The following is an 18,921-nucleotide window of genomic DNA, read 5'->3' as shown; positions in this document are numbered from 1 at the left end:
CGAGGCAGGCCAGGGACAGCGGGATGTTGACGGCGAACGTGGTGCGCCAGCCGCCCAAACCGATCAGCAGCCCGCCGGCGGTGGGACCGATGACGGCCACGGTCTGGCTGGCGACCGCGAGCGTGGTCAGGACCCCGGCGGGGCTGTCGTGGCCGGTGCGCTGCGACTCGCTGCGGATGAGGTACATCGCGGCCGGATAGCCGGCGCACGTGCCGAAGCCGAGCAGCACGCGCGCGACGACCAGCACGCCGAGCGACGGGGCAACTGTCCCGAGGACGCCGGCGATCCCCGCGAGGCCGGTGCCGATGAGGTAGAGCGGCCGGGGTCCGTGGATGTCGACCAGCCGCCCGACGACGGGCTGGCCGATCGCGGTGGCCAGGTACAGCGCGGACACCAGCCACGCGGTCTGCGACGGCGGCGCGCCGAACGCCACCCCGATCGGCACCAGCGCCACCGCGATGATCGACGAGTTCACCGGGTTCAGCACCGCCCCGAGGATCATCGGGGCGAGCAGCCTGCGGTCGAACCCCTCCCGCGGCCGGCGCAGCGACCGTGCGAACCGCGTGAGCGACGCGATCATTCGCTGGTGAGCCGTTCCAGCAGGCCGAGCGCCTCGATGACGAGCCGGCGCTCCTTGTCCGTGTAGCGGTCCTGCAATGCGCGGGCCAGCCATTCCTGCCGGGCCTGCCGGTCACCCTCGAGGCGCCTGCGGCCGGCGGCGGTCAACGTGACCAGCTGCCGGCGGCCGTCGTAGGGATCGGGATGGCGGTGGATCAGCCCGTGCTCGTCGAGCGCCGCGAGCGTGGTGGCCATCGACTGCGGCCGGACCTGCTCGGCGGCGGCGAGAGCGCTGGCCGACGAGGCGCCGTCGTTGCCCAGCCGGCTGAGCACCGAGGTCTGCGACGGCGTGAGGCCCTGGGTGGCGGCCACCTCCCTGAGCCGGCGGCGCAGCCGGCTGAACACCACCCGCACGTCCCGCGCGGCGCGGACGGCGGACGCCGAGACCTCGTCCATACCACCACGGTAATAACGTCAGGTAAGACTGTCCAGTTTCAACTGCGCAGTTACGCCTGAAAGAATCGCTCCGCCCGGCGCCGCGGGCGCCCGACCAGGTGGTCGGGCGCCCGCGGGTTCGGGTCGGCTGCTCCGGAATGGTTTCCGGGTCAGTACGCGACGGCCACCTCGGGCTCGGTCACCGGGGTGGGCTCGGCCTGCGCCGGGCGGGACTTGCGGAGTGCGACCATGCCGATCACCGCGAAGGTGACCACCATGGCGACGCCGATGGCGGCGACCGTGTGCAGCCCGCTGGTGAAGGCCTCCCGCGCCGGGGTCAGCAGGCTCTCGGCGAGCCGGCCGTCGAGGCCGGTGGCGGCGTTGAGCGCGCCGGCCAGGCTGTCGGTGGCCTCCGCCGCCGCGTGGGTGGGGAGCTGCGCGGGCACGGTCAGGTCGTTGCGGTAGACGGCGGTGCCGACGCTGCCGAACACCGCGATCCCCAGCGCGATCCCGAACTCGCCGCTGGTCTCCGACATCGCCGAGGCCGCGCCGGCCCTGCTGGCCGGCACCGAGCCGACCACCATCTCGGTGCACAGCACGCCCTGCGGCCCCATCCCGAACCCGGCGACCGACATGCCGAGCACCACCAGCACGACCCCGTTGCCCGCACCGAGCTGGGTGAACAGCAGGATCCCCACCGCGGCGACGAGCATGCCGAAGCCGAGCACGAACTCCGGCCGGATCCGCCGGGCCAGCCGCGGCGCGATCAGCGACCCGACCACTACGGCACCGGCCTGCGGCACCAGCGCCAGCCCCGCCTGGAACGCCGTGAGGCCCTCGACCAGCTGGAGGTACTGGCTGACCAGCAGGAAGACGCCACCCATGGTGATCGCGCCGACGAGCATGATGCTCAGTGCCGCGGTGAACGTGCGGTTGCGGAACAGGCTCAGGTCCAGCATCGGGTCGGCCAGTCGCTGCTGGCGCCGCACGAACACCGTGCCGAGGCCCAGGCCGGCCGCCAGCGCGACGACGTTGCGCAGGTCCGGGCCGCCCTTGGCGATCTCCTTCAGCGCGAAGATCACCGGCAGGATCGTGCCGAGCGACAGCGCGACGCTGGCCAGGTCGAGCCGTCCGGCCTGCTCGTCGCGGTACTCCGGCAGCAGCTTCGGCGCGGCGACCAGCAGCAGCACCATGACCGGGACGGCCATCAGGAACACCGCGCCCCACCAGGCGACGTCCAGGAGCAGGCCGCCGACGACCGGCCCGATCACCATCCCGCCCATGAAGCAGCTCATCCACACCGCGATCGCGGTGCCGCGCTGCTTCGGGTCGGCGAACATGTTGCTGATCAGCGCCAGCGTCGAGGGCATCAGCGTCGCCCCGGCGACCCCCAGCAGGGCCCGCGCCCCGATGAGCATGGCCGGGCTCGTCGCGAACGCCGCCCCGATCGAGGCCAGGCCGAACGCGGCGCCGCCGATCATCAGCAGCTTCCGGCGCCCGATCCGGTCGCCCAGCGTCCCCATGGTCACCAGGAACCCGGCGATCATGAAACCGTAGATGTCGATGATCCAGAGCAGCTCGGTGCCGCTCGGCCGCAGATCAGCGGCGAGGTGTGGCACCGCGAGGTGCAGCACGCTCATGTCCAACGACAGCAGCAGGGTCGGCAGCGCGAGCACGGCCAGCCCGATCCACTCGCGCCGGCCGGCGACCGTCTTCGTCTCCACGTTCATGACCCGTCCTCGTGTCTCGATCGTCGCTTGTCACCAACACGTCGGACCGGCACGTCGCCTTTCGACATCGACGGCGAGATTTCTTTTCGGCGCTGCCCGGCTGGTGGGGCCAGGTTCCTCAATAACGTGGTCGTTCGGGGGTTGGTCAAAGCTTGACGGCGGTGCCATCCTTGACGGGACCGGGTGGCGTCGGGGCTCGGAGGGTCGCATGCGCAAGGCCGGAATCCGTCTCGTCGGCGTGGCCGGGGCGGTCGTGCTGCTCCTGGGTGTCCTCACCGTTGCGGCCGGCGCCGCGCCGGGTGGGATGTCGCGGTTCACGGTCGCGATCGGCGGCCTGTCGGTGAGCTCGCGGACGAACTGGGTCCGGCTCGGCACGTACTCGTTCACCGCTGGCGGGCAGGTCACCGAGTCGCATTTCCATTGGTCCCAACGCGAACGCGTGGTCCGGACCTCCACCGGCGTGCGGGCGGCCAACTGCGTGGCCCGCGACTGCGTGGTGCGGACGGCGAACGGCTACGAGGCGAGCAGCCAGCCCGACCACCTCTCCGGCACGTACACGGTGACCGGCACGACGCTGCGCATCACCTGGACCGGCAACGGCTGGGAGCAGTGGCAGGTGAGCCAGCCGATCAGCGGCAAGCTCGCCAAGCTGACCTACCAGGGCAGCTCGTTCGGGGCCACGCACGGGTTCGGCTACGGCAGCAACGCGGCGTGGACCGCGCGGGCGTCGATGGCCCAGGTCGCCGCGTTCGACCACACCAAGCTCAAGCACGACTACCACCTGTGGAAGACCAACGCCGGCACCCCGTACCTGGACGAGGGATCCGGCAACCCGTTCTGGGTCCTGGGCTGGGACCCGTGCGCGAGCAGCCGCTGCCTCGGCGCGCGGACCACCGGCACCGAGTACTACCTGTCCACCGCCAACACCACGAGCACCGACCGGCGCGACACGATGTGGCACTGGCGAACGTCGCTGGCCGACGGCCGCGGCGAGACCTGCTACACCGGCAACTCCCACGTCAAGCCGATGCTGCAGATCATCGACAGCGACGGTGGCTTCCACGGCTGGGTGGCGGTCGAGGCATCGCTCAACCAGACCGTGCCCGACCAGGGCACGAGCGCCGACGACATCGGCGTGTTCGAGATCTCCGAGTTCGGCTGAGCGACGGTCACCGAGGCCATGGCCGACGCGAAGCTCGCCACCCTCGTCCCTCCCATGTGGACGGTCACGCGCGCCGCCCCGTGACGGTCAGGACAGGATGGCGTCGGCCACCTTCTTCACCGCGCCCGGCTGGTAGGGCTTGCGAGGTGCCTTCGCGCGCAGCTCGATCATGCGCGCGCCGATCTCCTGGAGCTGCTTGCGGCTCAGGCCCGCGCGGACCTTGGGGAACCAGTCCTGCTCCTCCTCATCGATGTGGTGGGTCACGTTCTCGATGAGGACGGTCGTCTTGGCGTCGAACCGCTCGTTGTCGGGGCTCATCGCGGCGAGCTCCATGCAGAGCACGTCGGCGACGTGGTGTTCCTCGTAGGACTCCAACACCTCCTCCTCGAGGTCGGGCAGGAGCTCGCGAACCGAGGGGTACATGCACTCGTTCTCCAGATACGTGTGCACCGTAAGCGCTTCCAGGATGCGGTCGACGATCTTTCCCTTGGTTTTCACGGCGGTCTTGCCGGTCTGGTCGAACTCGCGGAACAGCTTGCGGATCTCCTTGTGGTCCTGCTTCAGCAGCACGATCGCGTCGGTCGACATCGGGGCGTCCCTTCAGGGCGGGGCGGGCTCGGCGGTGGCGGGTACCCGTTCCGCGGGGGCGGAAACCCGCCCGCCCGCGCCGATCGAGTGTCGAGTTCGGACCGACACGTTTCCCCGCGGCGTGGTTTGGGCACACCGGCGGGCATGGACGATCATGGCGATGACCCCGAGAGAATGCCGACCCTCGAGCGCCTCGAGGAGCTGGTCTTTCTGATAACCCATGCCCAGTCCATCTACCTGCGCTGCTCCCCGAGCCCGGCCGCCGACGCGGCCCGGCCGAGCATCGACTACGAGAGCGGACTGCCGATGTCCGGCCTGTCGGCGAACCCACTGAAGCAGCCCGGGTGGTGGACGTTGCCGCCGGAGGACTGGGTGGCGCGGCGGCTGTGTCAGTGCCTCCGCGACGTGGCGGCCGACGCCCGGCCGTGGGTGCTGATCGGCAAGGTGGTGGACCACGGGCCGGCGAACGAGCCCCTGCTCGCCGACGTCCGGCCGATCGCGTGGTTGTCGGAGTCGATGGTGCGGCAGGCGCGGGAGCACTACCGCGGCCGGCTCCACGAGCGATGGACGACGTCCTGACACCGCGGGTCAGGACGCCGGGGAGGTAAGCGGCCGGCCGAGGAGAAGGGAAACTGATGGAGGGGTGTCCCAGCGGCCGGCCTGCCACCGAATATACGCCCCCGCCCGGCACGGCCGCCGATATGAATTCCCGTCAACACACCATTGAGTGACGAAATGGCGCGAACACCGAATTTAGGCCTCGCCGGGTGGCGGAATACGCGAACGCCGAAATACGCCGCGCACGTCATTCCGCCGACTCGGGGCGCAGCCGATCGTCCTCGACGATGCAGGCCCGCGGCATCGGCGCTTCCCTTCGCGCGGTGAACCGCCGCCGGCCTCCGTACGTTCGGTCAGGCGTCCGGGCTCCACAGTGGACTGTCGAACACCAGCGCCTCCACGGCGTCGACGAGAACCGTGGCCCGGACCTTGCCCTCCGGCCGGTACCACTCGACCACCGAGACGGCCATGCCGAGCACCAGCCGGGTGAACAGGCCGGGGTCGAGGTTCGCGCGCAGGTCGCCGTCCCGGACGGCCTGGCGGGCGAGCCTCGTCATCGTGCGGTCGAACTCCCGCCGCCGCTCCAGCGCGCGCTTCTCCGCCTCGGTCTTGCCGTGCGTGCGCACCAGCAGCGCCACCTCGGGCAGCCGCTCGGTGACGATCTCGACCGTGCGGCGCACGATGTGCCGGATCCGCTCGATGGCGGTGCCGCGCAGCGAACCGGGCTCATCGAGTACGCCGAACAGCGCGTCGAGCGCGCGCCCGACACCGCGCTCGAACAGCTCCTCCTTGCTGGTGACGTGGTAGTAGAAGCTGGACTTGGTGATGTCGGCGGCCTTCGCGAGGTCGCCCATGGACGTGCCGTCGTAGCCCCGTTCCAGGAACACGCCGACCGCGATGTCGACGATGTCGTCGAGGCCGTAGGGGGCTCGGGCGTCGTTCCTCTGGCGCGGCACTGTCACCTCGTCCTCGCAGCTACCTACCGGACGTTCGTAGTGTAGCCGTGGCCTTGACGTCTGTCGGACTGCCGTGTCACGCTACCCGCCGAACGATCGGTCGGCACGAGCTGAGCGAGGTTCGGCGTCTACTTCGGACACATCAGGGTGTCCGGCCTGTTCGAGTAGGACGGTCCGGCAGGCAGGGGACGGGATGGACTTCTCACTCGCGGGGCGCACCGCGCTGGTCACCGGGTCGGTGCGCGGGCTTGGCCTCGCGATGGCCCGCGGCCTGGCCAGGGCGGGTGCGCGGGTGGTGCTCAACGGGCGCGATCCCTCGACGCTCGACGGCGTGGTGGCGGGGCTGCGGGCCGAGGGGTTCGACGTCGCCGGCGCCGCGTTCGACGTCACCCACCTCGACGCGGCCCAGCAGGCGGTCGCCGCGCTCGGCGAGGTCGACGTGCTGGTCAACAACGTCGGCCACCGCGACCGGCGGGGGGTCGACACGCTGACGCCGGCGGACCTCGCCCGGATGCTGGACGTCCACCTGACCAGCGCGTACGCGCTGAGCCAGACCGTCGCCCGCGGCCTGACCGGCCGCGGGGTGGCCGGCCGGATCATCAACGTCTCGTCGGTGCTGGGCCAGCTCGGCCGGGCGGGCGACGTCGCGTACGGCACGGTCAAGGCCGGGCTCGACGGGCTCACGAGGGCGCTCGCCGCCGACCTCGGGCCCAGCGGCATCACGGTCAACGCGGGGGCGCCGGGCACGTTCGCCACCGAGGGCAACGCCCAGTTCGCCGAGGATCCGTGGTGGACCGAGTGGCTGCGGACCCGCACCGCGCTCGGCCGCTGGGGCCGGCCGGAGGAGATCGCGGGCGTCGTGGTCTTCCTGGCCGGCGACACCGCGTCGTTCGTCACCGGCCAGACCATCGCCGTCGACGGAGGCATGACGACGACGTTCTGACCGCGACGTTCTGAGCGTGACGTTCTGAGCGTGACGTTCTGGGCGGATCGTGGCGGAATCCGCACGAGGTCAGCCGGAATCCACACCACCGGCGGGCCGCCCGGGCCATACCGTCGGAGCCGTGGCCACAACGCATGTGCCGGCCGCCCGATGAGCCGGCCCCGCGACCAGGTGCACACCTCCGACGACCTGGTCGCGCAGATCCTCGCGCGCACCCCCGTCGCCGGGGCGAACCAGGACGGGTGGCCGGGGCTCACGTTCTACCGGTTCGCCGCCCCGGTCGCGCCGCGGTGGGAGGAGGTGCGGTCGCTGTCGCTGTGCATCGTCGCCCAGGGGCGCAAGGGCGTCGTGGTCGACGGCCGGCGGTTCTCCTACGACCCGTTCAACTACCTCGTGCTCAGCAGCAGCCTGCACTTCCAGGCCGAGATCCTCGAGGCGACGCCGGCGAAGCCGTTCCTCTCGCTCGTGCTGCAGATCGACCCCACGCTGGTGCGCCGGGTCACCGCGGACATCCTGGAACGCCGCACGACGACCTTCGCCCGCCCGCCCGGCGCCGGTGGTGAGCAGGCGTTCGTCACCGCGCTGGACTGCGACCTGATGGGCGCGACGATGCGCTTCCTGCGCGCCACCCACACCGGGGCCGACCGGCGGGTGCTCGCGCCGATCTACCTGCGGGAGATGGTCTACCGGGTGCTGCAGGCCGAGCAGTACGCGCGGCTGCTGGAGCTGGCCGCGTCCGCGGACGTCGGCAACCCGGTCAGCGAGGTCATCGCGCACGTCCGGGCCAACATCTCCGAGCCGCTCACCGTGAGCGACCTGGCGGAGCGGGTGGCGCTGAGCCCGTCGGCGTTCTCGCATCTCTTCCGCGACGTCACCGGCAAGTCGCCCTACCAGTTCGTGAAGGAGATCCGGCTCAACCGGGCCAGGGAGCTGCTCGCCGAGGGCGAGCTGAGCGTCACCCAGGTCTCCCGCGCGGTGGGCTACTCGAGCGCGTCACACTTCATCAACGAGTTCCGCGACCGCTTCGGCATGACCCCGCGCACCTACTGCGCCCTGGCGCGCACCGGGGAGAGCTCGCGCACGAGAAGCTCGGCCAGCGGCGCGGAGGACGCCGGGTTCTGACCGGTGTAGAGGTTCCCGTCGGCCACCACGTGCGGCTGCCACGGGCCCTCGCCGGCCTCGAACCTCCCGCCGCCGGCCGCCAGCCGGTCCTCGAGCAGCCAGGGCGCGCGGTCGGCGAACCCGACCTGGGCCTCCTCCACGTTGCTGAACCCGGTGACCCGCCGGCCGGCGAACAGCCAGCCGCCGTCGCCGGTGGCGGGCAGCAACGCGGCCGGGCCGTGGCAGACGGCGGCGACCGGCTTGTCCTGCGCGGTGAACTCCGCCACCAGCGCGCCGAACCGCGCGGAGACGGCCAGATCCTCCATCGGGCCGTGTCCACCCGGGACGAACACCAGGTCGAAGTCGTTGGCCGACAACGAGTCCAGGTCCGCGGCGTCGGCGAGCTCCGTGGCGATGGCGTCGAGGTACGCGCGGAACCGCCGCCCCGGGGCGGCCGAGCCGCCGTTCATCTCGGGCGAGTAGCCGGCCTCGTCGGCGGTGGGCGCCACCGCACCCGGGGTGGCCACCGTGAGGTCGAAGCCCGCGGCGCGGAAGAGCTCGTGCGGCACCGCCAGCTCCTCCGGCCAGTACCCGCACGGGTGGCGGGTGCCGTCGGCGAGCGTCCAGTGGTCCGAGCCGGATACGGCGAACAGAACTCGTGTCATCGCGCCAGTTCAGCAGCGCGTGCCGGCCGGGACCAAGGGACGTGCAGGAATCCGCACATCCCCCGTTGGAATCTTCGATGTGTCGGGCATCACGCCGCCGTAGCGTCCGGACCATGCCTCGCATCGCTTACCTCGTGTCCAGTGCGCAGGAGATCCGACTCGCCGACGGAAGCGCCCACCCGACCGGCTACTTCGCCGAGGAGGCGCTCAAGCCCTACGAGAGGTTCACCGCGGCCGGCGCGGACGTCGTCGTGCTGACGCCCGACGGGCGGGCGCCCTTCGCCGACCCGTACGGCCTCGAGGGGTTCTTCCACTACCCCGACGAGGACATGGACTTCTTCGGCTCCGTGACCCGCACCTTCCACCACGACCCCGACGACATCCGGATCACCCTCCACCAGACGACCGAGCTGGGCCTGGTCGCCGCGCGCCGGATCGCCGAGCGGCTCAAGGCACGCGGGATGTCCGCGGCCGACGCCCACGCGTTGGTCAGCCGCGCGGCGAAGATCGCCTGGCGCGCGGACCGCCCGCTCGTCGACGTGCTGGTCGACGAGGACCTGACCGGGGGGCTGTCCAGGGACGAGCTGCGGTCCGCTGTGGACGAGCTCGAGGAAGCGGGCCGCGCGCTCGCCGCCGAGCGCAAGCAGCGGCTGGACGCGATTCCCGGTTTCCGCGAGCCGGTCGCGCTGTCCGCGCTCAGCGACGAGCAGCTGGCCGGGTTCGACGCGGTGTTCGCCCCGGGTGGGCACGGGCCGATGGTCGACCTCGCCGACAACCCGGACGTCACCCGGCTGCTCGCGAGCCTGCACGCCAAGGGCGCGCCGGTCGCCGCGCTCTGCCACGGGCCGGCGCTGCTGCTGTCCGCGCCCGAGCGCGACGACGGCCAGTGGCTGTTCGACGGCTACCGGATGACCTGCTTCACCGACGAGGAGGAGGACCAGACGGTGCCCGGCCGGCTCGGCCTGCCCTGGTACGTCGACACGGCGCTGAAGAACGCGGGCGCGGTGTTCGACGACGGGCCGGCCGCGTGGGTGTCGCACGTCGTCGTGGACCGCAACCTCATCACCGGCCAGAACCCGGGCTCGACCGAGGCCACCGCCGACGCGGTGCTGAAGGCACTGGAGGTCCGATGAGTACCCCGGCAGACACCGTCCGCGCCTTCCTCAACGCGCTGGCCCTGCGTGACGTCGACGCCGCGATGTCCGTTGTGGACGGTTCGGTGACGGTCACCGTCCACCCGCTCGGCGTGCGGGACGGCGGTTCCGCGGACCTGCGCGCGATGCTGGCCGAGCTGGTCGCCGCGTTCCCCGACCTGCGGCTCACCGTGCGGCAGGTCGTCGAGACCGGCCGGGTGGTGACCGCCGAGCTGAAGGTCGAGGGCACCCAGGCCACCGACTACGCCGGCGTGGTCAACCAGGAGAAGCACCTCGACGTCGACCAGGCGTGGCGGTTCACCGTCCGGGACGACCACATCGCCGGCCTCGACGCCTACTGGTGCCAGAACCAGCTCTACCGCCGGCTCGCCGTCAAGCGCCTCGACCAGATCGCGATCGTGTGAGGGAGACATGACCACCACAGCAGAGACCACGACAACCGCCGCCGAGGTCGTCACCGCGTTCTTCGACGCCTACAACCGCCACGACGTCGACGCGATGACCGAGCTGTGCTCGGACAACGCGGACTTCTCCTACATCCCGTTCGAGGTCTGGGGCAAGCAGCGGGTGATCCGCGGCGACGGCACGGTCGGCACGGTCGGCAAGGTCCTCTGGTCCGGCCTGATCAACTCCTTCCCGGACCTGTTCAACGAGGTGCACACCCTCGACGCCAACGACCACGACGTCGTGGTCACCTGCGACATCGGCGGCACCCAGCAGATCGCGTGGGGCCCGATCGCCGCGCAGGGCAAGAAGTTCAGCGAGCCGCACCTGTTCCTGTTCCACGTGGACGGTGACGGGCGCATCGACGGCATCCGCGCGTACTGGAACGGCGCCGGCATCAACCGGCAGCTGGGCCACCTCGAAGTCGACTAGGGAAGGGACGCGGGCATGGCACTGCGCAAGCGCGAGGAGTGGCAGCACTTCGTTCGTGAGGTCGACTGGACGTTCCGGTACGTCGACGACGAGGCGGTCTTCCCCGAGTGGCACTGCGGCACCGGCAAGGTGCCGCGCGAGGCGTGGCGGACGTGGGAGGAGGACTACAAGGTCTCCTACCCCGAGTACGTGGCGACCCAGCGGGAGAAGGAGTCGTCGGTGTACGCGGTGAAGGCGGCGCTGCAGCGCTCCGCCGCGTTCGACACGCTCGACGAGGGCTGGAAGTCCTCCACCAAGATGCACTTCGGCGGCGTCGCCCTGGTCGAGTACGCGGCGGTGCTCGGTGAGCTGAAGATGGCGCGGTTCGGCCTCAACGGGGCGTGGCGCAACATGGCGACGTTCGGCCAGCTCGACGAGCTGCGCCACGCCCAGATCACCACGTTCTTCGGCCACGAGCTCATCGGCCGCGACCCGCAGTACGACTGGACGCAGAAGACGTTCCACACCAACGACTGGGTGCCGATCTCGCTGCGGAACCTGTTCGACGGCATGATGATCGCGCCCAACGTGGTCGACCTCGCCGTCGAGCTGCCGTTCACGTTCGAGACCGGCTTCACCAACCTCCAGTTCGTCGCGCTGTCCGCGGACGCGCTCGAGTCCGGCGACGTGAACTTCGCCAACATGATCTCCTCGATCCAGACCGACGAGGCGCGCCACTCCCAGCAGGGCGGCCCGACGCTGGAGATCCTCGTCGAGCACGACCCGGTGCGCGCGCAGTGGATCATCGACAAGAGCTTCTGGGGCTCGGCCCGCGCGTTCGCCGCGCTCACCGGGCCCGCCATGGACTACTACACCCCGCTGGCGCACCGCAAGCAGTCCTACCGGGAGTTCATGGAGGAGTGGATCATCGACCAGTTCATCCGCACGGTCGAGGACTACGGGCTGAAGAAGCCCTGGTTCTGGGACGAGTTCATGCGGGGCCTGGACACCTGGCACCACGCGCTGCACATGGGCCTGTGGTACTGGCGGCCGACGCTGTGGTGGCGGCCGAAGGCGGCGGTGAGCAAGGACGAGCGCGAGTGGCTCGCCGAGAAGTACCCCAACTGGGAGAAGCTCTACGGCGACAAGTGGGACGTGCTGATCGACAACATCAACGCCAACAACGTCGAGGCCACGCTGCCCGAGACGCTGCCGTGGCTGTGCAGCATGTGCCACCTGCCGTGCTGCAACGCCACCCAGTCGCGGGACGGCTCCTGGCGGGTCCGCGACTGGCCGTTGTCCTACGACGGGCGGACCTACCACTTCTGCACCAACGCGTGCCGGCAGATCTGGTGGAAGGACCGGGACAACGTCAACCACGAGACGGTCATCGACCGGTTCCTCGCCGGGCAGATCCAGCCGATGGACGTCGGCGGCATCCTCAACTACATGGGCCTCTCGCCGGACGTGATGGGCGACGACCCGGACTACGCGGCGTGGACCAAGGACTACACCGAGCGCGCCGCGACCGGCCTCGCGCTCGCCGGCGGTGAGCAGTCATGACCGAGACAGCCGAGCTGGGCATCGAGGACCAGGCGCCGCAGCTGGTGCCGCTCAACGCGATCTTCGCGACCGACTTCGTGCAGATCCTGGTGCCGGTGACCACCGCGAACACCATGCGTGAGGTCGCCGCGGCGGTCGCGCACCACGTGGAGGGCAAGCGCGTTCGCGCGCTGCCGTTCGAGAAAGTCGTGTTCCACAACGGAAGGCGGCTGCCACCGGAGATGACGGTCGCCGAGGCCGGCATCGGCCCGCTCGAACACGTGCGGGTGGAGTACGACCGGCCGGAGGCGATCTCATGAAGAACCCCGTCGGGCCCGTCCTGCGGATGGGCGACGAGATCGACCAGGTCATCGCGGCGATCGAGGACGACAACCCGGGCCAGGAGATCGAGGTGATCGACCGCGGCTCCTACGTGCGGGTGCAGGGCGAGGACCGGGTGGTGGTGACCCAGGAGTCGCTGCGCCGCTACCTCGGTGCGGAGTTCCGCATCCGTTCGCTGGAGGCGATGATGCCGTCCTTCAGCGGCCGCATCATCACCGGCAGCGACTCGATCACCTGGGAGAAAGTGTCCGCACGGCGAGAAGGAGCCCTGTCGTGACCGGTCAGTCGAAGCGGCGGCGCACGTTCAGCGCGTTCGGTGACGTGCGCCGGATGCCCAGCGAGTACGAGATCATGACCCACGCCCAGAACTGGACGACCCGCACCAACCGGTCGGCCGCGTTCGAGCAGAACCCGTCCTCGCCGGCCAACCTGTGGTTCCTCACCTACCGGGACAACTCCCCCCTGCGTGCCGAGGACTGGGAGTCCTTCCGCGACCCGGACAAGCTGACCTACCGCGCGTACGTCACCCTCCAGTCCGACGCGGAGGCCACCGCCGCCCGGGTCCTCGAGGAGTACGCGGACGCCGCGCTCTCGCCCGGCCAGGTGGCGTTGCTCGGCGCGATGTTCACCCCGTCCCGGTTCCTGGTGCACGGCTGCCAGCAGGTGCAGGCCTACATCGGGTACATGGCGCCGACGTCCTACGTCACCAACGCGGCCGGCTTCGCCACCGCGGACCTGCTGCGGCGGGTCACGCTCATCGCCTACCGCACCCGTGAGCTGCAGGTCGGCCACCCGGATGCCGGCATCGGCACGGCCGAGCGCGGCCGGTGGGAGGACGACGAGGCGTGGCAGCCCGCGCGCCGGGCGATCGAGAAGGCACTCGTCACCTACGACTGGGGCGAGGCGTTTACGGCCATGAATCTAGTGCTTGCCCCCACCCTGGACGACGTGTTGTTGCGCCAGTTCCGTGAGGTGTCCCGCGACCAGGGCGACGAGCTGTCGTGGTTGCTCGCCTCGTTCCTGCGGACCGACAGCGACCGGCGGGCCCGCTGGAGCGCCGCGCTGGCGACGTTCTGCCTGCGGCAGCGGCCGGAGAACGCCGAGGTGCTCCAGCGCTGGATCGACCGGTGGACCCCGGTCGCCGACGCCGCGGCGCGGGGGCTCGGCAGCCTGCTGGAGACCCACCCGGAGCGCGGCCGCCCGGCCGAGGAGGTGGTGGCGGGGGCCCGGGCCGCCCGGGACGCGCTGCACGCACGGTTGTTCGGCCAGCTCGAGGACGGACTGGCCGCGACTCGATGAGCGGTGCGATGACCGGTCGGTGGCAGGCGGCGATGGACCTCGACGAGCTGTGGGAGGGCGACATGGCGGGGGTGACGGTCGGCCCGGAGAAGGTGCTGCTCGTCAACGTGGACGGGGAGCTCCGCGCCTACCGCAACCGCTGCCCGCACCAGCAGTGGGAGCTCTCCGAGGGAGACTTCGACGGCACCGAGATCACCTGCGCCCGGCACCTGTGGGTGTTTGATGCCAGGAGTGGCTCGGGCGTGAACCCGGACAACTGCCGGCTCACGGACTTCCCGTGCCGGGTGACCGACGGAGTGATCGAGGTGGATGTCTCGTGAGAGTTGTGCTCGTGGGCGGTGGGGTCGCCTCGGCGTCGACCGCCGCGGGTCTGCGCAAGCGCGGGCTCGACGGGGAGATCGTGCTCGTGGCCGACGAGCCCGAGCCGCCCTACGAGCGGCCGCCGCTGTCGAAGGAGTTCCTCGGCGGCGCCGACGTGGCACCGGCCCGCGGCACGCAGTGGTACGCCGACAACGGCGTCGAGCTGCGTCTCGGCAACCGTGCGACCGCCCTGGACCTCGGCGGCCGCACGGTTCGCCTCGCCGACGGTGACGAGGTGGACTACGACGCGCTGGTGCTGGCCACGGGCCTGCGGGCGCGGCGGCTGCCCGGGTTCGACGGCGAGCGGGTCCACCACCTGCGCACGGTCGCCGACGCCCGCCGGCTGCGGGCCGAGCTGGCCGGCGCGTCGCGGCTGGTGATCCTCGGCGCCGGGTTCATCGGCTGCGAGGTCGCCTCCTCGGCCGTGGCGCTCGGCAAGCAGGTGACGATCTTCGAGCCGGAACCGGCGCCGCTGGCCCGCGCCCTCGGCGCGCGGATCGGCGCCGCGCTGCTCGACATCCACCGCGCCCGCGGTGTCGAGGTGCGGACCGGCGAGTACGTCGAGTCGATGGACCGCACCGCGGACGGGCTGGTGCTGACGTCCAACCTCGGCCACCGCATGGAGTGCGACCTGCTGCTCGTCGGGGTCGGCGCGCGGCCCAACCTCGAGCTGGCCGCCGCCGCGGGGATCGCCACCGGTGACGGCATCCTCGTCGACGAGTACGGCCGGACCTCGGCCCCCGACGTGTACGCCCTCGGCGACGTGGCCGCCCAGCTGCACCACGGTGTGCGGGTCCGCGTCGAGCACCACGACAACGCGCTGCGGCAGGGCCGGGCGGTGGCCGCCAACCTCACCGGCGAGGCCGTCCCGCACACCGACGCGCACTGGTTCTGGTCCGACCAGTACGACCACACGCTCCAGTCCGTCGGCCGCGCCCGCGACCTCGACGACCTCGTCGTCCGCGGCTCGGTCGAGGAGCAGCGGTTCGCCGCGTTCTCGCTGACCGACGGCCGGATCGACGCGGTGATCGCGCTCAACCGCCCGGGCGACGTGCTGGCCGTGCGCCGGATCCTGCACACCCCGCACGAGGTGACGGCCGACCAGCTGCGGGACGAGTCGGTGCCGCTCAAGCAGATGCTCAGGGCGGTCGTGTCATGACGAACCTGGCGGTGTGCGAGCGGCAGACGCGGGTCGTGGCCGCGGACGCCCGCGCGGCGCTCGACGCCGTCCGTGGCCTGCCCGTGGTCCGGGCGGTGGCCAAGCTCCGGCTCGGCCCGGGCCGCACCTGCGAGCCGGTGGCGCGGGTGCTGGACAAGGCGCTGGTCCGCGCCGAGCGGGCGGGCATCGCCGCCGAGCTGCTGGTCGTCGCCGGCGGGTCGGCGCAGGAGGCCGAGGACATCGTGCGCGTGCGGCGCAAGGCGCACGGCAAGGCGGACTGGATCGCCTCGCCGACCGCCGACGTGCGCGTCGAGCTGCGCCCGGCGGCCCTCGTGGACCTGCCGGCCGCCGAGCCGCTGCCGGCGCCGTCGCCGCCGGCGGTGCCCACGCCGCGGGTGCCGGACGCGCGTGCCGACGCCGTCCGCGAGGCGTTGTACGAGGTCATCGACCCGGACCTCGGCGTGAACATCGTCGACCTGGGCTTCGTGCGGGACGTGGCGATCGCCGGCGACATCGCCGTCGTCACGATGACGCTCACCTCGGCCGCGTGCCCGCTCACCAAGATCATGGAGGACCAGATCCGCACGGCGCTCGCGGGCACCGGCTTCCGGGTCGAGTGGCAGTGGCTGCCGGCGTGGCGGCCGGCCGACATCACCGCCGACGGGCGCGAGCAGCTGCGGGCCATCGGGTTCAGCTTCTGATACGGAGGACGTGTGTCGTACGTGGTGATCGCGACCTGGCGGGCCAAGCCCGGGCAGGCCGGGCGGATCAAGGAGATCCTGGCGACGGTGGCGCCGATCAACCGGGCCGAGGAGAAGATGCTCGCCTTCCACGCGCACGTGAGCGTGGACGACCCGGACACCTTCGTCCTGTACGAGAGGTACACCGACGCCAGCGGCTACGCCGAGCACCGCGAGACGGAGGCGTTCCGGACCCACGTGCTCGGGGAGGCCCTGCCGAACCTGGCCGAGCGCAGCGTCAAGGCCTACGAGCTGCTGGACTGACGCCGGCCGGCCCGCTGGCGCGTAGAGTCATGGGTTCGCGACCGTGCGATGGTGTCGGATCGGGAGTGTGCAATGACGCATGCGACGACCCCGCTGGAAGAGCGGATCACGTCAGGCGACCTGGTCGCCGCGCTGCTGGAGCGGGCCCCCGAGCGGGGCGCGAACACCGGGCTGTGGCCGGGGCTCACCCTGTACCGGTTCACCGGACCGGTGGCGCCCACGTGGGAAGAGGTCCAGTCCCTGTCGCTGTGCGTGGTCGCCCAGGGCCGCAAGTGCGTGACGGTCGACGGCGAGCACTACCACTACGACCCGTTCCACTACCTCGTGCTCAACAGCAACCTGCACTTCACCGCCGAGATCGTCGAGGCGAGCGTGACGAAGCCGTTCGTGTCGTTCGTGCTGCAGATCGACCCGGCCATCGTGCGCAAGGTCTCCGTCGAGATGCTCGACCGGCGCAGCGTGCCCGTTCCCGTGCCTCGCGAGGCCGACGCCGGCCAGGCGTTCGTCTCGGCGCTCGACTCCGACCTGATGGGCTCGGTGCTGCGCTTCCTCCGCGCGATCGCCACCGGCCCGGACCGGCGGGTGCTCGCGCCCGTGTACCTCCAGGAGATCGTGTACCGCGTGCTGCGGGCCGACCAGTACGCCCGGTTGCTCCGTATCGCCGCCGACCAGGAGCACAACGACCCGATCGCGCGGGTCATCCGGTACGCGCGTGAGCACCTGTCCGACCCGCTGACGGTCGCCGACCTCGCCGAGCACGCGTCGCTGAGCCCGTCCGCGTTCACCGCGCTTTTTCGGGAGTCCACGGGCACCTCGCCGTACCAGTTCGTCAAGGAGCTGCGCCTCACCCGCGCCCGGGACCTCCTCGTCCGCGGCGACGGCACGGTGGCCGGCATCTCCCGGGCGGTCGGCTATCCCAACCCGTCCCACTTCATCAACGAGTTCCGCAAGCGGTTCGGCCTCTCGCCGCGTGCGTACTGCGACTTCAACTCGCTGACGACGGACCTCAGCACGCACCACGCGGGCCAGGCGAGGTAGCGGGTCCCTCAGCCGTCGCGGCGGAACAGGGCGGTCCAGAGGAAGGGCTCACCGAAGTTCGGGGACTCGGGTGGCTCGTCGTGCATGCGGCGCAGCTCGACCTCGGTCAGGTCGGCGAAGATCCAGCGCAGGGACTCCGGCGTGTAGGCGAGGCCGCCGTCGAGGCGGGCGTTGCGGTAGAGCTCGGCGTCCGGCAGCTCGGAGCCCATCTCGCCGGCCGCGAAGCAGCTGAGCGCGAGGTGCCCGCCGGGGGCGAGCGCGCGGTCGAGGAGCGCGAGGTAGCTGATGCGGCGGTGCGGTGGCAGGTGGTGGAGGCAGCCGGAGTCGTAGACCAGGTCGTACGGGCCGTCCAGGTCGGTGCTGAACGCGTCGGCGCAGAGGAACCGCACATCGGCGCCGGCGTCACGGGCCCGGTCCCGCGCCCAGGCGATGGCCGTGGGGGACAGGTCGACGGCGTCCACCGTGAACCCCGCCGAGGCGAGGTGCAGGGCGTTGCGGCCGGGCCCGCAGCCCAGGTCGAGCGCGCGGCCGGGGGTGATGAGGCCGCGGTCGAGGTAGGAGACGAGGTTCTCGTCCGGCTTGGCCACGAAGAAGGGGACGGCCTTGTCGCGGTCGGCGTAGAACTCGTCCCACCAGTCCGAGCCGCCGTCGGCGCTCCAGCGGTCAGCCTCCCGCGCGAACAGCCCGTCGAGCAGCTCGAGCACGTCGTTCACCGTGCGGATGTGTCGGTCCATGGGGCCCCCTTCGGCGGTTCGATCCTAGTGTTTTCGGGGGCCGGGGCGGCCGGGTCCGGGTTGTCAGGGGGCGGTCAGGGGTAATTCAGGGTTGTCAACGATGTCGCGGGATCCGAGCGCGGGGATGGTGGAGTCATGACCACATTGACGAGGCCCCAGAGCAAGAAGATGATCGCGGGCGTGTGCGCCGGACTGGCCGAGCGTTTCGGCTGGAAGGTCAGCACGGTGCGGCTGCTGTTCGTGCTGTCCTGCCTGCTGCCCGGCCCCCAGTTCGTCGGATACCTCGTGCTGTGGGCGCTGATGCCCAAACGTTCCTACTGACCAGCCTCGCCGTGTCCCGGCGCATGGCCGGTTAGCGTGATCGGGCGAGACCCAGTTGTCCGCCGTGCGGGTCCGACCTCACCCGCTCCGCGTTTCGCTGTTCGGATTCCTTGGCGCGACAACGGTTATCGGGGTGGGGTAGGTTCGGTTGGTCAGCACGGCGGGTTGCCTGCGCGATCGTGTTCTTGCCTCGGCACCACCGCCGAGTGTGGGTTTCTGATCAAGGAGGCTGCCGTGTTCGCCGTTGTCGCCGCGGTCATTTTCGGGCTGGCGCTCATCCTCGACCTCGCCGATGCCTCACTCGGCACCACGATAAACGGTGGCACGCTGCTGGTCGCCGGGCTGTTATGCGTCGCGTTGCACCTTGCGGGGATCGGGGTCAACGTGCGCGGTCGCAGCTGGCGGCGGCGCCGCTGA

The 18,921-nt window shown here is 71.1% G+C and carries 25 protein-coding genes; 18 read left to right on the top strand and 7 right to left on the bottom strand.

Annotated features, from left to right (window positions below; all coding sequences use genetic code 11):
- The 3 genes from VGD70_RS12815 to VGD70_RS12805 form a co-directional block, all read right to left on the bottom strand.
- The coding region (locus VGD70_RS12815; RefSeq protein ID WP_331081390.1) for an MFS transporter at window positions 1-580 on the bottom strand (580 nt) is incomplete at its 3' end.
- Entirely contained in the window at window positions 577-1,014 is a 438-nt protein-coding gene (locus VGD70_RS12810) for a MarR family winged helix-turn-helix transcriptional regulator (protein ID WP_331081389.1), read from the bottom strand. The genes VGD70_RS12815 and VGD70_RS12810, both read right to left, overlap by 4 nt.
- Before the next feature lie 149 nt (window positions 1,015-1,163).
- Window positions 1,164-2,723 (bottom strand): MFS transporter, encoded by a 1,560-nt coding sequence (locus tag VGD70_RS12805; protein WP_331081387.1) that lies wholly within the window; start codon window positions 2,721-2,723, stop codon window positions 1,164-1,166.
- A 208-nt stretch (window positions 2,724-2,931) separates the two neighbouring features.
- Here VGD70_RS12805 and VGD70_RS12800 point away from each other — a divergent pair, with 208 nt between their 5' ends.
- Window positions 2,932-3,885: a hypothetical protein gene (locus tag VGD70_RS12800; RefSeq protein WP_331081385.1), complete on the top strand. Its 954-nt coding sequence runs from the start codon at window positions 2,932-2,934 to the stop codon at window positions 3,883-3,885.
- A gap of 87 nt (window positions 3,886-3,972) precedes the next feature.
- Here the strand turns inward: VGD70_RS12800 and VGD70_RS12795 are convergent, their stop codons facing one another.
- Window positions 3,973-4,473: a hemerythrin domain-containing protein gene (locus VGD70_RS12795; protein ID WP_331081383.1), complete on the bottom strand. Its 501-nt coding sequence runs from the start codon at window positions 4,471-4,473 to the stop codon at window positions 3,973-3,975.
- A 174-nt stretch (window positions 4,474-4,647) separates the two neighbouring features.
- On the opposite strand from VGD70_RS12795, the gene VGD70_RS12790 reads away from it, so the two are divergent.
- Window positions 4,648-5,052 carry a DUF6098 family protein gene (locus VGD70_RS12790; RefSeq protein ID WP_331081381.1) on the top strand — a complete coding sequence of 135 codons (405 nt, stop codon included), beginning with the start codon at window positions 4,648-4,650 and terminating at the stop codon, window positions 5,050-5,052.
- 332 nt (window positions 5,053-5,384) lie between these two features.
- Here the strand turns inward: VGD70_RS12790 and VGD70_RS12785 are convergent, their stop codons facing one another.
- On the bottom strand, window positions 5,385-5,987 hold the full coding sequence (locus VGD70_RS12785) for a TetR/AcrR family transcriptional regulator (RefSeq protein ID WP_331081379.1): 603 nt from the start codon (window positions 5,985-5,987) through the stop codon (window positions 5,385-5,387).
- 193 nt (window positions 5,988-6,180) lie between these two features.
- Between VGD70_RS12785 and VGD70_RS12780 the strand changes: the two genes are divergently transcribed.
- Both VGD70_RS12780 and VGD70_RS12775 read left to right on the top strand, forming a co-directional pair.
- The gene (locus VGD70_RS12780) at window positions 6,181-6,930 is read left to right on the top strand and encodes an SDR family oxidoreductase (RefSeq protein ID WP_331081377.1); all 750 of its coding nucleotides are present in this window, start codon (window positions 6,181-6,183) and stop codon (window positions 6,928-6,930) included.
- Window positions 6,931-7,080: 150 nt separating this feature from the next.
- On the top strand, window positions 7,081-8,052 hold the full coding sequence (locus tag VGD70_RS12775) for an AraC family transcriptional regulator (RefSeq protein ID WP_331081375.1): 972 nt from the start codon (window positions 7,081-7,083) through the stop codon (window positions 8,050-8,052).
- Here the strand turns inward: VGD70_RS12775 and VGD70_RS12770 are convergent.
- On the bottom strand, window positions 7,974-8,696 hold the full coding sequence (locus tag VGD70_RS12770; protein WP_331081373.1) for a type 1 glutamine amidotransferase domain-containing protein: 723 nt from the start codon (window positions 8,694-8,696) through the stop codon (window positions 7,974-7,976). The two genes, VGD70_RS12775 and VGD70_RS12770, sit on opposite strands and share 79 nt — an antisense overlap.
- Window positions 8,697-8,809: 113 nt before the next feature.
- Between VGD70_RS12770 and VGD70_RS12765 the strand changes: the two genes are divergently transcribed.
- From VGD70_RS12765 to VGD70_RS12710, 12 genes are all read left to right on the top strand, one after another.
- On the top strand, window positions 8,810-9,829 hold the full coding sequence (locus VGD70_RS12765; protein WP_331081371.1) for a DJ-1/PfpI family protein: 1,020 nt from the start codon (window positions 8,810-8,812) through the stop codon (window positions 9,827-9,829).
- Window positions 9,826-10,254, top strand: coding sequence for a nuclear transport factor 2 family protein (locus VGD70_RS12760; protein WP_331081369.1), 429 nt, complete (start codon window positions 9,826-9,828; stop codon window positions 10,252-10,254). Before VGD70_RS12765 ends, VGD70_RS12760 begins: the two co-directional genes overlap by 4 nt.
- A 7-nt stretch (window positions 10,255-10,261) precedes the next feature.
- Window positions 10,262-10,726, top strand: a complete 465-nt coding sequence (locus VGD70_RS12755) for a nuclear transport factor 2 family protein (RefSeq protein ID WP_331081367.1) — start codon at window positions 10,262-10,264, stop codon at window positions 10,724-10,726.
- Between the two features lie 15 nt (window positions 10,727-10,741).
- Window positions 10,742-12,268, top strand: a complete 1,527-nt coding sequence (locus VGD70_RS12750) for a toluene monooxygenase (protein WP_331081365.1) — start codon at window positions 10,742-10,744, stop codon at window positions 12,266-12,268.
- A complete protein-coding gene (locus VGD70_RS12745) occupies window positions 12,265-12,567 on the top strand; it encodes a toluene-4-monooxygenase system B family protein (protein ID WP_331081363.1) in 303 nt (100 codons plus the stop codon). Before VGD70_RS12750 ends, VGD70_RS12745 begins: the two co-directional genes overlap by 4 nt.
- Window positions 12,564-12,866: an MmoB/DmpM family protein gene (locus tag VGD70_RS12740; RefSeq protein WP_331081361.1), complete on the top strand. Its 303-nt coding sequence runs from the start codon at window positions 12,564-12,566 to the stop codon at window positions 12,864-12,866. Before VGD70_RS12745 ends, VGD70_RS12740 begins: the two co-directional genes overlap by 4 nt.
- The gene (locus VGD70_RS12735; RefSeq protein WP_331081359.1) at window positions 12,863-13,888 is read left to right on the top strand and encodes a toluene hydroxylase; all 1,026 of its coding nucleotides are present in this window, start codon (window positions 12,863-12,865) and stop codon (window positions 13,886-13,888) included. The genes VGD70_RS12740 and VGD70_RS12735 overlap by 4 nt, the downstream gene beginning before the upstream one ends.
- A gap of 8 nt (window positions 13,889-13,896) precedes the next feature.
- Complete coding sequence (locus tag VGD70_RS12730; RefSeq protein ID WP_331081357.1) at window positions 13,897-14,208, top strand: Rieske 2Fe-2S domain-containing protein; 312 nt, start codon at window positions 13,897-13,899, stop codon at window positions 14,206-14,208.
- A complete protein-coding gene (locus VGD70_RS12725) occupies window positions 14,205-15,407 on the top strand; it encodes an NAD(P)/FAD-dependent oxidoreductase (RefSeq protein WP_331081355.1) in 1,203 nt (400 codons plus the stop codon). The genes VGD70_RS12730 and VGD70_RS12725 overlap by 4 nt, the downstream gene beginning before the upstream one ends.
- Window positions 15,404-16,108 (top strand): iron-sulfur cluster assembly protein, encoded by a 705-nt coding sequence (locus tag VGD70_RS12720; protein ID WP_331081353.1) that lies wholly within the window; start codon window positions 15,404-15,406, stop codon window positions 16,106-16,108. The genes VGD70_RS12725 and VGD70_RS12720 overlap by 4 nt, the downstream gene beginning before the upstream one ends.
- 12 nt (window positions 16,109-16,120) lie before the next feature.
- On the top strand, window positions 16,121-16,411 hold the full coding sequence (locus VGD70_RS12715; protein WP_331081351.1) for a putative quinol monooxygenase: 291 nt from the start codon (window positions 16,121-16,123) through the stop codon (window positions 16,409-16,411).
- 72 nt (window positions 16,412-16,483) lie between these two features.
- Window positions 16,484-17,449, top strand: coding sequence for an AraC family transcriptional regulator (locus VGD70_RS12710; protein ID WP_331081349.1), 966 nt, complete (start codon window positions 16,484-16,486; stop codon window positions 17,447-17,449).
- Window positions 17,450-17,457: 8 nt separating this feature from the next.
- On the opposite strand, the gene VGD70_RS12705 is transcribed toward VGD70_RS12710, so the two are convergent.
- Window positions 17,458-18,183, bottom strand: coding sequence for a class I SAM-dependent methyltransferase (locus tag VGD70_RS12705; RefSeq protein ID WP_331081347.1), 726 nt, complete (start codon window positions 18,181-18,183; stop codon window positions 17,458-17,460).
- A gap of 135 nt (window positions 18,184-18,318) precedes the next feature.
- On the opposite strand from VGD70_RS12705, the gene VGD70_RS12700 reads away from it, so the two are divergent.
- Together VGD70_RS12700 and VGD70_RS12695 are read left to right on the top strand one after the other, a co-directional pair.
- Entirely contained in the window at window positions 18,319-18,504 is a 186-nt protein-coding gene (locus tag VGD70_RS12700) for a PspC domain-containing protein (RefSeq protein WP_331081345.1), read from the top strand.
- Between the two features lie 234 nt (window positions 18,505-18,738).
- Window positions 18,739-18,921, top strand: a complete 183-nt coding sequence (locus VGD70_RS12695; RefSeq protein WP_331081343.1) for a hypothetical protein — start codon at window positions 18,739-18,741, stop codon at window positions 18,919-18,921.

This window comes from Actinophytocola sp., assembly GCF_036402745.1.
Taxonomy (GTDB): Bacteria; Actinomycetota; Actinomycetes; order Mycobacteriales; family Pseudonocardiaceae; genus Actinophytocola.
The sequence above is the reverse complement of the archived record's forward strand: the minus strand, read 5'-3'. Positions and strand labels throughout refer to the sequence as shown.

Coding starts and splice junctions, on each gene's coding strand:
- VGD70_RS12775 (WP_331081375.1), top strand. CDS start 7,081: ATGAGCCGGCCCCGCGACCAGGTGCACACCTCCGACGACCTGGTCGCG.
- VGD70_RS12700 (WP_331081345.1), top strand. CDS start 18,319: ATGACCACATTGACGAGGCCCCAGAGCAAGAAGATGATCGCGGGCGTG.
- VGD70_RS12710 (WP_331081349.1), top strand. CDS start 16,484: ATGACGCATGCGACGACCCCGCTGGAAGAGCGGATCACGTCAGGCGAC.
- VGD70_RS12750 (WP_331081365.1), top strand. CDS start 10,742: ATGGCACTGCGCAAGCGCGAGGAGTGGCAGCACTTCGTTCGTGAGGTC.
- VGD70_RS12790 (WP_331081381.1), top strand. CDS start 4,648: ATGCCGACCCTCGAGCGCCTCGAGGAGCTGGTCTTTCTGATAACCCAT.
- VGD70_RS12780 (WP_331081377.1), top strand. CDS start 6,181: ATGGACTTCTCACTCGCGGGGCGCACCGCGCTGGTCACCGGGTCGGTG.
- VGD70_RS12770 (WP_331081373.1), bottom strand. CDS start 8,696: ATGACACGAGTTCTGTTCGCCGTATCCGGCTCGGACCACTGGACGCTC.
- VGD70_RS12740 (WP_331081361.1), top strand. CDS start 12,564: ATGAAGAACCCCGTCGGGCCCGTCCTGCGGATGGGCGACGAGATCGAC.
- VGD70_RS12795 (WP_331081383.1), bottom strand. CDS start 4,473: ATGTCGACCGACGCGATCGTGCTGCTGAAGCAGGACCACAAGGAGATC.
- VGD70_RS12760 (WP_331081369.1), top strand. CDS start 9,826: ATGAGTACCCCGGCAGACACCGTCCGCGCCTTCCTCAACGCGCTGGCC.
- VGD70_RS12720 (WP_331081353.1), top strand. CDS start 15,404: ATGACGAACCTGGCGGTGTGCGAGCGGCAGACGCGGGTCGTGGCCGCG.
- VGD70_RS12805 (WP_331081387.1), bottom strand. CDS start 2,723: ATGAACGTGGAGACGAAGACGGTCGCCGGCCGGCGCGAGTGGATCGGG.
- VGD70_RS12705 (WP_331081347.1), bottom strand. CDS start 18,183: ATGGACCGACACATCCGCACGGTGAACGACGTGCTCGAGCTGCTCGAC.
- VGD70_RS12730 (WP_331081357.1), top strand. CDS start 13,897: ATGACCGGTCGGTGGCAGGCGGCGATGGACCTCGACGAGCTGTGGGAG.
- VGD70_RS12765 (WP_331081371.1), top strand. CDS start 8,810: ATGCCTCGCATCGCTTACCTCGTGTCCAGTGCGCAGGAGATCCGACTC.
- VGD70_RS12800 (WP_331081385.1), top strand. CDS start 2,932: ATGCGCAAGGCCGGAATCCGTCTCGTCGGCGTGGCCGGGGCGGTCGTG.
- VGD70_RS12755 (WP_331081367.1), top strand. CDS start 10,262: ATGACCACCACAGCAGAGACCACGACAACCGCCGCCGAGGTCGTCACC.
- VGD70_RS12745 (WP_331081363.1), top strand. CDS start 12,265: ATGACCGAGACAGCCGAGCTGGGCATCGAGGACCAGGCGCCGCAGCTG.
- VGD70_RS12810 (WP_331081389.1), bottom strand. CDS start 1,014: ATGGACGAGGTCTCGGCGTCCGCCGTCCGCGCCGCGCGGGACGTGCGG.